Source organism: Streptomyces sp. NPDC006385 (assembly GCF_040612485.1).
In the GTDB taxonomy this organism is placed as follows: domain Bacteria; phylum Actinomycetota; class Actinomycetes; order Streptomycetales; family Streptomycetaceae; genus Streptomyces.
This window is the reverse complement of sequence record NZ_JBEXQG010000007.1, coordinates 40,332-53,719: the sequence shown is the minus strand read 5'-3', so window position 1 is coordinate 53,719 and position 13,388 is coordinate 40,332. Positions and strand designations below refer to the sequence as shown.

Annotated in this window: 14 protein-coding genes; 4 read left to right on the top strand and 10 right to left on the bottom strand. The window is 72.6% G+C overall.

Features of this window, described 5'->3' with window-relative positions; translation table 11 throughout:
- Positions 1-21 precede the first annotated feature (21 nt).
- The 5 genes from ABZ078_RS07470 to ABZ078_RS07450 all read right to left on the bottom strand — a co-directional run bounded on the left by ABZ078_RS07470 (position 22) and on the right by ABZ078_RS07450 (position 4,567).
- Positions 22-720: a hypothetical protein gene (locus tag ABZ078_RS07470; protein ID WP_356572575.1), complete on the bottom strand. Its 699-nt coding sequence runs from the start codon at positions 718-720 to the stop codon at positions 22-24.
- A complete protein-coding gene (locus ABZ078_RS07465) occupies positions 717-2,018 on the bottom strand; it encodes a hypothetical protein (RefSeq protein WP_356572574.1) in 1,302 nt (433 codons plus the stop codon). Before ABZ078_RS07465 ends, ABZ078_RS07470 begins: the two co-directional genes overlap by 4 nt.
- The gene (locus ABZ078_RS07460; protein WP_356572572.1) at positions 2,018-2,848 is read right to left on the bottom strand and encodes an ATP-binding cassette domain-containing protein; all 831 of its coding nucleotides are present in this window, start codon (positions 2,846-2,848) and stop codon (positions 2,018-2,020) included. The genes ABZ078_RS07465 and ABZ078_RS07460 overlap by 1 nt, the downstream gene beginning before the upstream one ends.
- Before the next feature lie 18 nt (positions 2,849-2,866).
- Positions 2,867-3,289: a hypothetical protein gene (locus ABZ078_RS07455; RefSeq protein WP_356572570.1), complete on the bottom strand. Its 423-nt coding sequence runs from the start codon at positions 3,287-3,289 to the stop codon at positions 2,867-2,869.
- 183 nt (positions 3,290-3,472) lie between these two features.
- Positions 3,473-4,567 carry a mechanosensitive ion channel family protein gene (locus ABZ078_RS07450; protein WP_356572568.1) on the bottom strand — a complete coding sequence of 365 codons (1,095 nt, stop codon included), beginning with the start codon at positions 4,565-4,567 and terminating at the stop codon, positions 3,473-3,475.
- A gap of 332 nt (positions 4,568-4,899) precedes the next feature.
- On the opposite strand from ABZ078_RS07450, the gene ABZ078_RS07445 reads away from it, so the two are divergent.
- Positions 4,900-5,436 (top strand): HNH endonuclease, encoded by a 537-nt coding sequence (locus ABZ078_RS07445; RefSeq protein ID WP_356572566.1) that lies wholly within the window; start codon positions 4,900-4,902, stop codon positions 5,434-5,436.
- 140 nt (positions 5,437-5,576) lie between these two features.
- Here the strand turns inward: ABZ078_RS07445 and ABZ078_RS07440 are convergent, their stop codons facing one another.
- The 5 genes from ABZ078_RS07440 to ABZ078_RS07420 all read right to left on the bottom strand — a co-directional run bounded on the left by ABZ078_RS07440 (position 5,577) and on the right by ABZ078_RS07420 (position 10,272).
- On the bottom strand, positions 5,577-6,185 hold the full coding sequence (locus ABZ078_RS07440; RefSeq protein ID WP_356572564.1) for a hypothetical protein: 609 nt from the start codon (positions 6,183-6,185) through the stop codon (positions 5,577-5,579).
- On the bottom strand, positions 6,182-7,549 hold the full coding sequence (locus ABZ078_RS07435) for a hypothetical protein (protein ID WP_356572562.1): 1,368 nt from the start codon (positions 7,547-7,549) through the stop codon (positions 6,182-6,184). The genes ABZ078_RS07440 and ABZ078_RS07435 overlap by 4 nt, the downstream gene beginning before the upstream one ends.
- Complete coding sequence (locus ABZ078_RS07430; RefSeq protein ID WP_356572560.1) at positions 7,546-8,361, bottom strand: ABC transporter ATP-binding protein; 816 nt, start codon at positions 8,359-8,361, stop codon at positions 7,546-7,548. Before ABZ078_RS07430 ends, ABZ078_RS07435 begins: the two co-directional genes overlap by 4 nt.
- A gap of 289 nt (positions 8,362-8,650) precedes the next feature.
- Positions 8,651-9,661: a zf-HC2 domain-containing protein gene (locus tag ABZ078_RS07425; RefSeq protein ID WP_356572559.1), complete on the bottom strand. Its 1,011-nt coding sequence runs from the start codon at positions 9,659-9,661 to the stop codon at positions 8,651-8,653.
- Positions 9,658-10,272, bottom strand: coding sequence for an RNA polymerase sigma factor (locus ABZ078_RS07420; protein ID WP_356572557.1), 615 nt, complete (start codon positions 10,270-10,272; stop codon positions 9,658-9,660). The genes ABZ078_RS07425 and ABZ078_RS07420 overlap by 4 nt, the downstream gene beginning before the upstream one ends.
- A gap of 277 nt (positions 10,273-10,549) precedes the next feature.
- Between ABZ078_RS07420 and ABZ078_RS07415 the strand changes: the two genes are divergently transcribed.
- The 3 genes from ABZ078_RS07415 (at position 10,550) to ABZ078_RS07405 (ending at position 13,365) form a co-directional block, all read left to right on the top strand.
- Positions 10,550-10,753 carry a hypothetical protein gene (locus ABZ078_RS07415; RefSeq protein WP_356572840.1) on the top strand — a complete coding sequence of 68 codons (204 nt, stop codon included), beginning with the start codon at positions 10,550-10,552 and terminating at the stop codon, positions 10,751-10,753.
- A 14-nt stretch (positions 10,754-10,767) separates the two neighbouring features.
- Positions 10,768-12,945: a 4-alpha-glucanotransferase gene (malQ, locus tag ABZ078_RS07410; RefSeq protein ID WP_356572555.1), complete on the top strand. Its 2,178-nt coding sequence runs from the start codon at positions 10,768-10,770 to the stop codon at positions 12,943-12,945.
- Between the two features lie 138 nt (positions 12,946-13,083).
- Positions 13,084-13,365, top strand: coding sequence for a hypothetical protein (locus ABZ078_RS07405; protein WP_356572553.1), 282 nt, complete (start codon positions 13,084-13,086; stop codon positions 13,363-13,365).
- Positions 13,366-13,388 lie beyond the last annotated feature (23 nt).

Genomic DNA, 13,388 nt, shown 5'->3' with positions numbered 1-13,388 from the left:
CACAGGTCAAACAACCGTCGCTCAGTTCTGCTCGGCTCGCTCCGTCTGCCGTGGCCGGCCCGTCGCGGCCGCGCACGCGCCGATCACCCAGAGCGCGATGGCCACGGCGGCGGCCGAGGTTCTGGACGACGGATGCAGTGACCAGGCCCATGGCTCGGGGGTGTTGTCGCTGCGCACGCCGAGGAGCAGCGTGGGGCCGAACATGGCGAGCGGCAGCAGCCACGCCAGGCCACTGCCGAAGAGGCGGGCGCCGATCATGGCGAGGCCGAGATAGCCGATCACGTTGCGGGCGGCGGAGACGAAGACCTCCCCCGTGGCACCCGCGAACAGCGGCAGCGCGCTCAGGCCCAGGGCCAGGGCGAGCAGGACCACCAGATACACGCCCCGGTGGCGGCTCATCGGCTGAGCCGACGTCTGCTCCAGATCGGCCATGGGCGAGAACAGCGTGGTGGCGAGGACCACCGCATGGGCGAGCGGTACGACTTCGGCCACCGGCACACTGAAGTCGACCAGATACCGGAACTCCGGCACGGCCAGACGCTGCCCCGCGAAGGCGGTTGCGACCAGGGCGAAGATCAGCGCGACCCCTGTGGCTCGGAGCAGGCCCCGGCAGCGTACGAAGGCGATGACCGCGCCCAGCCGGGGGCCGGGCGCCAGGCCGGCCCGGCGATTCTCCCCGGGCTCCGCCGCGGCGTGCGGCGTGGAGGGCGCGCGGCTCACCGGGGAAGCCCGGGGACGGGCTCGCATGCGCGGATCGCCCTGGCCGCCTGCTCGATCCAGGCGTCCTGCTTCGCTCGCGGGGCGCCGGTGACCCGGTCGAGGGCACGGCCGAACTTCTCGCCGTAGTACTCGCCAGACACGCCGATGCGGGAACGGACGACGGCTTCGAAGAGGAACGTGTCGGGATAGCCGCCGGTCTCGTCGAGCGGATGGGGCGGGCAGCCCGGCGAAGCGGGCTGCGGCAGGGCCGCCGTGAACATGGCGTCGGTCAGCTCGGCCTGGCTCACCGCGGGCGACATCAAGGACAGCCCGGCGGTGTCGCCCGCAGGGAGCTTGAGACCGCTCGCGTAGAAGCTGCGGTTGAGCCCGGCCAGCGAGCCCAGCGACGAGTCGACGGTCTTCACGGCGGCGCGGGCCGCCGGCAGCAGGTGCCGGTCCTCGGGCCACAGGCACACCTTCGTGCGGCCGCTGGTGGCGCAGAGCGGGTGTGCGGGCTGTTCCTTGCGCACGGCCCAGTACGAGTCGGGCACCGGCGTGCGGAAGGCCACGAGGGTGCCGCCCATGACCAGGGCCACCACCGTCAGGGCTCCCAAGAGCAGCGGCCGGGGCGCCAGCGCGGCACGGCGCCGCAGCGTGGACAGCGCCGTCAGCACCAGGGCGAGCGTCAGACACCACGCGACGGCGATCAGCATGCGGGTCCTGTTCGGCTCGAACTCCGAGCTCCAGAACTCGTCTATCGCCGGGAACAGCTTGTCCAGGGGAGTACCCGGGACGAACCCCACGAAGACGAAGAGGACGTACCACAGGACCCCGGCGAAGGGCGCGACCACGCGTGACGGCAGCGCCGAGCCGATGGCGACCCCGACGGCGATCTCCAGGCCCATCATCGCCGCGCCGAGCAGCAGAGGGGTCCACGCGGGCTCACTGACATCGCTCACCGCCGAGGTGCGCGAGAACGCGATGGCGATGAACACCGCGTATGCGAGCAGGGCCCACAGCCAGACGGCGAGCCAGAGCAGGAGCGCCTGCGACCAGCCGTTCCTGGCGGCCGCGTCGGCCCAGACCCGGGTGCGGTGGCGGAAGGCGCGGCCCGCTCCCCAGGCGGCCGCGGAGCTCATCACCGAGCCCATGACAATTACCGAGAAGAGTTGGACATGCAGGCTGGTCTGGTTCCACCAGCCGATCCAGTCGCTGTCGCCGGGGGTCTCGGAGCTGAAGTAGTAGACGCCGACGGCCCCCATGAGGGCGGCGGCCCACTTGGCCTCGCCGCGCCGCATCTCGGTCAGCAGGACGCGCATCAGGTCGCCACCGTTTCCGTTCCGGCCAGATGCAGATAACCGGCTTCCACGGCTCCCCCGTCGACTTCCCTGTCCGTCGCGTCGTTCGAGCCCACGTCCTCGGAGGCCGTGCCCCCTTCCGGTAGGGCGCACAGCTCGGCGACCGTCCCTGTGAATCGGACCGTCCCGTCCAGCAGGACGGCGACCCGATCGCACACATGCGCCACGTCCTCGGCGAGATGGGTGCTCATGACGACGGCGCAGCGGTCGCCCAATTCCTTGATCAGGCTCCGGAACCCGACCCGCTGAGCTGGGTCGAGACCGACCGTCGGCTCGTCGAGGAGAACCAGGGAGGGGTCGTTGACCACGGCCTGGGCGATACCGACACGGCGCAGCATGCCGCCCGACAGGGCGCCCATCCGGCGGTCGGCGTACTTCTCCATCTGGACCAGGCGCAGCGCCTCGCGGGCACGTTCGCGCCGCTGGGCCGCGGGTACCTTGCGCAGCCACGCCGCGTACTCGGTGAACTCCAATGCGGTGAAACGGGGATAGAACCCGAAGGACTGGGGAAGCACCCCGATCCGCTGCCTGAGATGCTGCACGCGCGCCCGGCCCGACGCGCTCTCTCCCAGGAGGGTGACCGTGCCGGACCTGGGTCTGCGCGCTGTGCTCAGCAGCGACAAGAGGGTGCTTTTCCCTGCTCCATTGGGACCGAGGAGGCCGGTGACCCCGGAGGGAAACTCGAGGGAGACGTCGTCGAGGGCGGTCGTCGATCCATATCGGACCGTGACGCCCGCGACCGCCGCGACCGGTTGGGCGCCGGCCGCGGCGGTGCTGTGCAAAGAGGTCACGTGAGTCCTGATCCTGAATCAGTTCTGGGCGTTCACGTAACCATAGGCCCGGCTGCCGGGTATGCTGGCCCAGGTGGCCTTGGTGTAGTACTTGTCACCGGTGCTGGTGCCCTTGTACGACCCGCAGCCGTATGCCTGCTTGTAGCTGCGGGACGTGCTGGCGATCTGCGGGTCAGGACGGAGGCTCCTGTCCTGGTAGATGTACGCGCTGAACGTCCGCGTGTCGTTCACCGGCACGTCGCCGCACGCCTTGGCGTGACCGCTGCCGCTGCCCTTCCAGCGGTTGCCGTCCTCCGCGCTTCCTCCGGTGGCGATCGCGAACGGCAGCCGGCTTCCGCTGATCTCGGCCGCGACGGCGGTCACTGCGGGTACCCCGATTGTGATGGCCGTCAGCGTCCCGACGACCGCGAGCTTGCGCTTCCCCGTCAAACTCTTGCGCATGAATCCCCCTAAAAGCAGGGCTAATTGGTCATGCGTCAGGTTGCGCGAGAGACACGAGAGGTTGTCGGGCGCGCGTTCGATTGTGTTGATCGTCACCATTGTTGCGACACGCTTGCAGTTGCTTGTTGGCTGCCTGTGCGCCTGATAACGGAAAGGCGGCCCGGTGGATCGCTGGGGTGAGGCCTACTTCGTCACGCTCGGCGGCGTCAGCGGCGTAGCCGCCTGGGCCTGTGGGGAAGTGGTGTTCGCGTACACCGACGGGGCCGCCATGCCCGCCGTCGGGTCGGCCGTGGACTCCTCCTCCAGGGTGAGGGGGGCGCGGCCCACGATCGGGATGTCGGCGGCGTCGAAGGCGCGCTTGATGCGCCAGCGCAGTTCGCGCTCCACCGTCAGGGACTTGCCGGGCATCGTCTTGGCGGACACCCGCACCACCATCGAGTCCAGCAGCACGCTGTCCAGGCCGAGCACCTCGATCGGGCCCCACAGGAGCTCGTTCCAGGGCTCCTCCTTGCTCATCCGCTCGGCGACCTCGTCGATGGTGGCCTTGACCTTGTCCAGGTCCTCGCAGGAGCGGACCGTGACGTCCACGCCGGCCGTCGCCCAGCCCTGCGAGAGGTTGCCGATGCGCTTGATCTCGCCGTTGCGGACGTACCAGATCTCGCCGCTGTCGCCGCGCAGCTTGGTCACGCGCAGGCCGACCTCGATGACCTCGCCGGAGGCGACGCCCGCGTCGATCGAGTCGCCGACGCCGTACTGGTCCTCCAGGATCATGAAGACGCCGGAGAGGAAGTCCGTCACGAGGTTGCGGGCGCCGAAACCGATGGCCACACCCGCGACACCGGCGGAGGCCAGCAGCGGGGCCAGGTTGATCTGGAACGCGGAGAGGATCATCAGGGCGGCGGTGCCCATGATCACGAAGCTGGCCACCGAACGCAGGACCGAGCCGATCGCCTGTGAACGCTGACGGCGCCGCTCGACATTGACCAGGAGGCCGCCGATGGCCGTGCCGTCCACCGCCTGAACGGTGCGGTTCATCCGGTCTATGAGCTTGGTGATCGCCCGCCGGATCGCCACTCTCAGCACCGCCGCGATCACCAGGATCAGCAGGACCTTGAGGCCGATCGCGAGCCAGGTCGACCAGTTCTGCTCCACCCAGCTCGCGGCCTGGGTCGCGCTCTCCTGGGCGTCCTGGATCGTGGGAACCGCCGGGGGCGTCGTCCCCGAGGGAGACGGTGACGGCGTCGAACCGACGGCCAGTAGGACGGCGGGCAAGGACACGGCTGGTACCTCCAGTGCAGCGGCCCGCCCCACCGGCAGCTGGTCAAGGTCATGAGGTCAAGGTCACGAAAAGGTCACCGGTAGGGCAGGTCCACCACACTATCGGGGCATCGTGTGTGGGTCGTCGCGATGTTCGAGGGAGAAACCGTGCCCACCTGGGGATGTACTGGTGGGATGAACAGTTCCTCGTCCGGGGGATGAATCAGATGTGGTCGAAAACACTCCCAGCCCGTTACCGGGACATGGTGGCGCTTTCACCAGGCAAGAGGGGAGACTGACTACCAGATCGTCCCGGCGCGAGCCACGCGCCGCCGACGCCCAAGGAGGCATCCGTGCCGCATGTCCTGGTCCTCAACGCGTCGTACGAGCCACTCGGCGTCGTACCGCTCCGCCGCGCGCTCGTCCTCGTCCTCGAGAACAAGGCCGTATGCCTCGAGGAGTCCGGCGCCTATCTGCACAGCGCAACCGTCACAGTCCCCGCACCCAGCGTGGTCCGGCTCAAGCGATTCGTCCGGGTTCCCTATCGGGGACCCGTTCCTCTGACCCGAAGGGCGCTCTTCGCGCGCGACGGGGGCCGGTGCATGTACTGCGGTGGCGTCGCAACCAGCGTCGACCACGTCATCCCGCGCAGCCGCGGGGGCAAGCACGTCTGGGACAACGTGGTGGCGTCCTGCCGCCGCTGCAACCATGTGAAGGCCGACCGACACCTGTTCGAAATCGGCTGGCGGCTGCGTCACAAACCCGCCCCACCCACCGGTCTCGCCTGGCGCATCATCGGCACCGGGCATAGGGACCCGCGCTGGCTGCCGTACTTGCAGCCGTACGGCGCGGAGGACGCCATGGCCCGGATCGACGGCATTTCCGCCTGAGGACCCGGGCTTTCGCATACGCCGGTGCGGCACACACCGGCGAGGCGCACGACGACCAGGCGGCCCCGGTGCCGGGCACGGGCCCCGACCCGCGTCCGGCACCGGGCCCCATCCGCGTCCGGCACCGGACCCGCCCCGCCTCAGTCGCGGGCCTCCTCCGCTCGCGCCCCTCGCCGCAGGTACAGCACGCCCCCCGCCGCGAAGGCGACGAGCGCCACCAGCCACGCGTCCCACTGCCCGGCCGGCTGCACGAGCCAGGCCCACACCGGCACCGAGTTCCCGCGCAGGCCGGCGGCCCCCACATACACCGCGCTGACGTACCCGAAGACCGGCAGCCAGCTCAGCCGGGCGCCGAGCAGCACGGCCGAGGCCGCGGTGAGGCCGACGCAGCCGAGGGTGTTGCGGATCATGGCGGGCGGGCCGAACGACGACGTGTGCCCGAGCACCGCCCACGGCAGCAGGGCGGCGGCGAGGGCCGTGAGGGCCAGCAGGTGGAGCAGCCGTCGCCGCCACCACGGGCGTACGGCGGTGCGGTCCAGTTCGTCGGATGCGGTGTACAGGCTCATGCCGATCACCGCGGCCGCGGCCAGCGGCGCGAGCGCGACGACCGGGACCCGTCGGTCGGGGTCCAGGTAGGCGTCCAGGCCGTGCGCGGCCCAGACCGCGAGCGCCGCGGTCGCGACGAGAGCGGCAAGGGTGCGCGGGACGGCGCGCGAGCGGGCGTAGAGAAGCGGTCCGGAGGTCGTCACAGGGCAGGCACCTCGCTCGGGTCGCACGCGCGCGCGGTCGCGAAGTACTCCGACAGCCAGGCGCGGCGCTCCTCGTCGCCCATCGCCTTCAGACGGGCGCGGGCGTCGAGCCGGGCCCGCAGCTCGGCACGTTCCGCCTCGCTGCCCTCGGCGGCAAGCTCGTCGAATCGCCGCTCTGCCGGGCTCGGCGCCAGATAGTGCTGCACGGCGTCGTCGGTCCTGGCCAGGCGCGGGTCACCGGTCAGGTCGCACTCGACCCGGCTGTACAGCGCCATCCCGGCCTCCCACGCGAACTGCCGCGGATCGGTGAGCCGTCCCCGTGCGACGCTCCAGCCGAACGGCGTGATCATGGGCAGGTCGACCTCGTCCGGTCCGGGCTCGCCCGGCAGATCGGTGAAGCGGACCGGAAGGTTCTGTACGCCGTCCAGTCGGCCCGTCAGACCGGACAGGGCGTCCGTGACCTGGGGCAGGAGCTTCTCGTAGCGGGCGTTGACGCAGATCTGCGGGGAGGTGGAGGTGTCGCACACCTGGCGCCGGGTGACCGGGTTGGTGTGCCACAGACCGTCGCCGGTCTGCACCAGCAGCGCGCCCGCGGCCGTCGCGGCGGCCAGCGGTAGCAGGGCCGTGAACCGGTGGCGGGCGGCGTACCCGAGGACCGCGGCCGCCCCGACACCGCCCGTCCACACCACCATCGCCAGGGGCTGCCACCACACCGGTAGCTCGGTGTTCGACGTGTAGCCGATGGGGGACAGGTGACGGAGGGGGCCCCTGCTGTCGTACGCCACGACGCCGAGGACGACGTACCCCGCCACCGCCAGCAGCGGTGCCGTCAGCCGCCAGGGCAGCAGCCGGCCCAGGACATGGCCGATCAGGGCGGCGGCCGCCAGGGTGACCGCGTCCGTGACCGGCGCGACGAGGTCCGGCTCGTCACCGGTGGCGTACAGCCGGGTGGCGAGCAGGGCGAGGGCGGCGGCCACCGCGTACCCGGCGGCCGCCCCGACCGCGACCGGCAGGGCGGCCGCCAGGAACCGGGCGAGCCGGCCCCGCACGGCCGTGGCCAACAGGTCCTCGGTACGGCGTCTGCGCTCGCGGCCGCCCTGCCAGCAGCCGGCGGCCAGGGCCAGCGGGACACCGAGCAACTGGGCCACCGTGTGCAGCCGCTCGCGGGTCTCGGCCCAGCCGCCCTGCCACTGCGCGGACGTGGTGGCCAGGCCGACGGCGAGCGTGACGAGGACGACCGAGCCGGTCCAGGGAGCGATGCCGCGCACGAACTCGGCGCGCAGGGGGTGGCGCGACGCGCGGGCCGGAACGGCGGCTCCCGCCCCGTGCTCCTTCTTCCTCTTCTTCTCCGCTACGAGGGTCATCGTGCCGTGCCTTCAAGGGTGCGGGCCGCGTGGGCGGCGGACTCCTGGGCGGCGGACTCGTGGGCGCGGTGGACGCGCAGCGCGGCCGTGTAGCCGCGCTCGATCGGGTTGTCACCGACGCCGCCCGCCGCCGTCTCGCCGAGGGCCGCGAGGGACTCGGGTGTGCCTCGGTAGGCGACGCGGCCGGTGTCGACGAGGGTGACCTCCGTGCAGGCGGCGGCCACGTCCTCCACGAGGTGGGTGGAGACGATGACGGTGGCCGAGGCGCCCAGTTCGCGCAGCAGCTCCCGGAACTCCACACGCTGTTCCGGGTCGAGACCGGCGGTCGGCTCGTCGAGGAGCAGCACCTGCGGGTCGTTGACGATGGCCTGCGCGATGCCGACCCGGCGGACCATGCCGCCGGACAGCGTGCGGACCTTCGCGTCGATCCGGTCAGCGAGGCCGACGCGGGCGACGGCCCGTTCGACGGCGGCCGGGGCCTCGGCGGGGGGCATCTCCTTCAGCCACGCCACGTACGCGACGAACTCCCGCACCGTGAAGCCCGGGTAGTAGCCGAAGTCCTGCGGCAGATAGCCCAGGCGCCGCCGCACCGCCCCGCGCCGCCGGTGCTCACCGGTGTCCTCGCCGAGGATCTCCACCCGGCCGCCGGACGGGTCGGCGACCGTGGCGAGGACCCGGATCAGCGAGGTCTTGCCGGCACCGTTCGGGCCGAGCAGACCGTGGACGCCGGGGCCGAAGTCGAGGTCCAGCGCGTCGAGGGCGACGGTTTTGCGGTGCCGGACCTGTAGGCCGGTGACTCGGATGGCGGGCAAGGGGGCTCCAGGGGTTCGGGGTGATCGGGTGGGTGGTCGCGGCGCGCACCGGGGTGGGCGACGGTCGCGAGGTGCGGGCGGTCGCGACATGTGCGGTGCACGCGATGTAGGTGGTGTGCGCGGTGTCCTAGGTGTCCGCGGTGTTCGCGGTGTCCGAGGTGTCCGCGGTGTCGGCGGTGTGGCGGTTGTCGTGGTGCGTCGTGGTGGAGGCGGCGTGCGTGGTGTGCCTCGCCCGCTCCGTTGACGAGGGCCGGACCGTACCGCTCGCGGGCGGTGGCCCGGACCGCGGTCAACGGTGTTGCAGTCGGCCGAAGGCCGTGCGGCGCGTGGCCAGCAGGGCGGCGCAGACGAGGGCCGCCCCGGCCCAGCCACCCTGTGCGGCGGCGCCGTCGAGACATGCCGAGAGCTGGTCGGCCAGACGTGCGCTCAGCCGGCCCTGCTCGGTGAGCACCGGGGCGAGTACGGCGCACAGCCAGCCGCCGCCCGTCAGTGCCGTGGCGGCCCGGACCCCCACCCAACCGGCCAGGGCCAGCGAGGCGAGCGTCAGGGCGAGCCCGGGCAGCAGCCAGGCGGCCGCGGCAGGCGCACCCGAGGACGGCAGCAGCAGCCCCGCCAGGGTCAGCAACGGCAGGCTCACCGCCAGCACGGCCGCCGTCCGGGTCAGCACCAGCCGGAGCCCGGCCGAGGGGGTGGCGGCCGTGATCTCGTGCAGCGGGTCCGCGTGCGCGCCGTAGGACAGGGCGGTCCCGAGGACCGGTACGACGGGAGCGACGGCCAGCAGCAAGGGCCGTGCCCCGTCGAAGCCGACGCCTCGGGCCAGCACGACCGCGCCGAGGGCGACGAACAACACGGCCAACGACCACGCCCCGCGCACCGCGGGCCCGGCGGCCCACAGCACCTGGGTGAGCCGGGAGCCCACGGCAGGGACGGGCAGCCGCCGTGAGGCACGGGCGGGGATGTCGCTGAGGGGCGGCCGTACGGACGTCGGTGCCGGAGTCCGCGGGGGAGCCGGTGCCCGCACCTCCGCCGCACGCACCTCCGCCGCACGCACCTCCGCCGCACGCACCTCCGCCGCACGCACCTCCGCCGCTCGGACATCCTTCGGTGCCGTCCCCAGCACCGCCTCCCGCAGCTCGGCCAGCACCACGCCCGCCGGCGTCCGCCGCACCGCGCTCGACACACGGGACGCGCAGGTGCCGCAGGACTCCAGGTGCTTCTCCAGGGACCAGGCGTCGCCATCCGGCAGGGAGCCGTTCGCGTACCGGGTGACGACGTGGTCGGACGCATGCCATTCGGTCATGCCGGGCCTCCCAACGGGGACGGGCTCAACTGGGCGAGGGCGGCGCGCAGTTCGGCACGGGCGCGCATCGCGCGGGACTTGACGGTGCCTTCCGGGATGCCGAGCAGCCGGGCCGTCTCCCGGGTGGTCAACCCGTCGACGACCGTGGCGCGCAGCACCTCGCGCAGCTCGGGCGAGATCCGGTCGAGGGCGGTGCCGACATCGCCGTACTCCAGCCCCGCCAGCACCCGCTCCTCCACGGACGGCGCGGTCGCGGCGGCGTACCCGACCCCGGCCCCGGCCCCGGCCTCGTCCATCGGCATGGTCTCCAGCCGAGCCGCCCGCTCCCGCACGCGCAGCGCGTCGACCAGGCGTCGCGCCGCGATGGTCCACAGCCAGCCGCCGGCCTGCTCGCCCCGGTGCGCGTCCGCGGACCGCCACACCGTCACGAACGTGTCCTGGAGCACCTCACGCACGACCTCCGGATCGGCGCAGCGCCGGCTCAGCCGGGCGTGCAGCCACCCCGCGTGGCGGTCGTACAGCACGGCCATCGCCGCCGAGTCCCCGCCCGCGACAGCACGCAACAGCGCCGCGTCCGAGTCCCCCTCGTCGATCTCCCGATGGCCCCCCATGGGGCGGAACAGTCTCACACCCCGTCTATCGACGAGGTGGGGGGAGCCGGTTCACGCTCCGGGAGAAGCGGGGAATCAGCGATACGTTCGCGACCTGGAGGCGTCGAGGCGCGGGGGCGGCAGAATGTGAGGCGAGGCACGTTGTTGTGGTCGGTACGTCTGCCGCCGCGCCCGCTGGGTAGGGCTGCGGTAACCGCCAAGCCGTACTCGACACAAGGAGGCCCCCGTGCCCACAGCATCTGCCCTGTCCAAACCTGAGGCGCCCTTCGAGCCCGAGATGCACGCCTGCGTCTTCAGCGCCGAGGGCGCCTGCGCCGAGATCCCCCTCACCAGCGAACCGCCCCATCCCGACGCCGAGCCGCTCACCAGTGAGCCGCCGCTCGCCGATGCCGCGCCGCTGACGAGTGAGGCGGCCACCTGGGACACGGGCATGGACATGGGTATGGACATGGGTATGGACACCGTATGGACATGGACCTAGCCACGAGGCCGTAGATGACAGCAGAGCGGTCGGCCGAAGCCCCAACCGAGGAGCCCGCGGAACCAAGGGAACCCGAGCCCGAGGCGCCCGAGGGCCCTGGTGGTCCCGAGGGGCTCCCCTCCGACGATCTGTCCCGGCTCGCCGAACTGTACGGCGTCGCCACCTCCTATCAGCCGTCCGCGGACCGCACGGTCACGGCCTCCGCCACCGCCCTCACGCTCGCCCTCGCCGCACTCGACGTCGACGCGAGGACACCCGCTGCCGTCGATGCCGCGCTCGCCGCGCGGGAACGGGAGCTGAGTGAGCGGCTGCTGCCGCCGACGGTGGTGTGCTGGAGCGGCGCCGAGCCCGACGCGCTGGCCGCGCTGCCCGCGCTGCCCTCCGGAACCCGGCTGCGCATCGAGACCGAACAGGGCGAGACCACCGACGCCGTCGGCCAACTCCTGCCCGGCGTCCACCGTTTGACGGTCACCGCCCCCGACGGCCGTACGGCGACCAGCCACCTGGTCGTCGCCCCGCCCGGCCTGCCCACCCCGCCCGGACGCTCGTACGGCCTCCTCGTCCAGCTCTACTCCCTCCTCTCCCGCCGCTCCTGGGGCATGGGCGACCTCGGTGACCTCGCCGAGCTCGCCGCCTGGGCCGGCCGGGCGCTCGGCGCCGGATTCGTGCAGGTCAACCCGTTGCACGCGGCCGTACCCGGAGCCCCGACCGACCCTTCCCCCTATCGCCCGTCCTCCCGCCGCTTCCCCGACCCGGTGCATCTGCGGATCGAGGACGTACCCGAGTTCGCGTACGTCGCGGACCGCGAGCGGGTGCGGACGCTGCTGGAGCGGGCCGGGCGACTGCGTGAGGCGGTGCTGGAGAAGGACGCGTTGATCGACCGGGACGCGGTGTGGGCCGCGAAGCGGGAGGCGCTGGAACTGCTGCGCGAGGTACCGCTCGGGCCGGGGCGGCGGGCCGCGTACGCCGACTTCCTCGCGCGGGAGGGCGAGGCGCTGGAGGACCACGCCACGTGGTGCGCGCTGGCCGAGGTGCACGGCTCCGACTGGCAGCGGTGGCCGGAGGGACTGCGGGACCCTCGATCGCCGGAAACCACCCGCGCGCGACGGGAGTTGATGGACCGCGTCGACTTCCACTGCCGTCTCGCCTGGCTCACCGACACCCAGCTCACCGCCGCCCAGCGGATCGCGCGGGAGGCGGGGATGCCGGTGGGGATCGTGCACGACCTGGCCGTCGGGGTGCACCCCGGGGGCGCGGACGCCTGGGCGCAGCAGGAGTACTTCGCGGCCGGCATGTCGGTGGGGGCGCCGCCGGACGCCTTCAACGCCCGCGGCCAGGACTGGGGGCTGCCGCCGTGGCGGCCGGACCGGCTGGCCGAGTCGGGGTACGCGCCGTACCGCCGACTGCTGCGGGCGTTGTTCGGCCACGCGGGCGCGCTGCGGATCGACCACGTCATGGGGCTGTTCCGGCTGTGGTGGGTGCCGCAGGGGCATCCGCCGACGGAGGGGACGTACGTCCGTTACGACGCCGAGGCCATGCTCGCGATCCTGGTGCTGGAGGCGTCCCGGGCCGGGGCGGTGGTGATCGGGGAGGACCTCGGCACGGTGGAGCCGGGGGTGCGGGAGAAGCTGCGTGCGCGGGGTGTGCTGGGCACGTCGGTGCTGTGGTTCGAGCGGGACTGGGGCGGGGACGGCCGGCCCCTGCCGCCGGAGTCCTGGCGTGCCGACTGCCTCGCCACCGCCACGACCCACGATCTGCCGCCCACCGCGGCCCGTCTCACCGGCGAGCACGTCGAACTCCGCGACAGCCTCGGCCTGTTGACCCGGCCCCTGGAGCAGGAGCGGGCGGAGGCTTCGGCGGACACGGGGGAGTGGCTGGAGCTGCTGTCCCGGCTGGGGCTGCTGCGGGGCACGGGGGGCGGGCGCTGCGCCTCGGAGGAGGAGGCCGAGATCCAGGCCGTCCACCGCTTCCTGCTGCGGACCCCGGCCCGCATGGTCGGCATCTGGCTCCCGGACGGCATGGGTGACCGCCGGCCGCAGAATCTGCCGGGCACGTGGGACCAGTACCCGAACTGGCGGCTGCCGATCGCGGACGCGGAGGGCAGGCCGGTGACCCTGGAGGAGCTGGCGGCTTCACCGCGGGTGCGGGCGCTGGTGGACGTGCTGCGGGACGGGATCGCTCGGCGCGGGTGACGTCGTGCGGCGTTGTCGTGCGGTGGCTTCGGAGCAGTGCCGTCGGAGTGGTGGCGTCGGTGCGGTGCCGTCGGTGCGGGCGGGCGATACGGCACCCCGGGCGCGCGGCCAGCCGTGGGGTTCTGTACTTTTGGGACCGTGGACAAGAAGAACGCCCTGCGCGCCGGCGCCCTGGCTGCCGGTACGACGCTGATGATGCTGCTCATGTCGTCCCCCGCGCTCGCGCTCACGCGTGACGACGGCGACGACCCCGGTCAGGGTCTGAGCGTGATCGAGACGGTGACTCAGTTCGTCCTGGCCCCGATCGTGCTGTTCGCGGTCATCGCGGGCCTGGTCATGGTCCTGGACAGGTCGCACAAGCAGAAGGACACGACCAGCTCCAACATCCAGACCAAGGCCAACGCCGACGCCAAGGTCTGACGCGGGGCTCTCTTCGAGTCCGC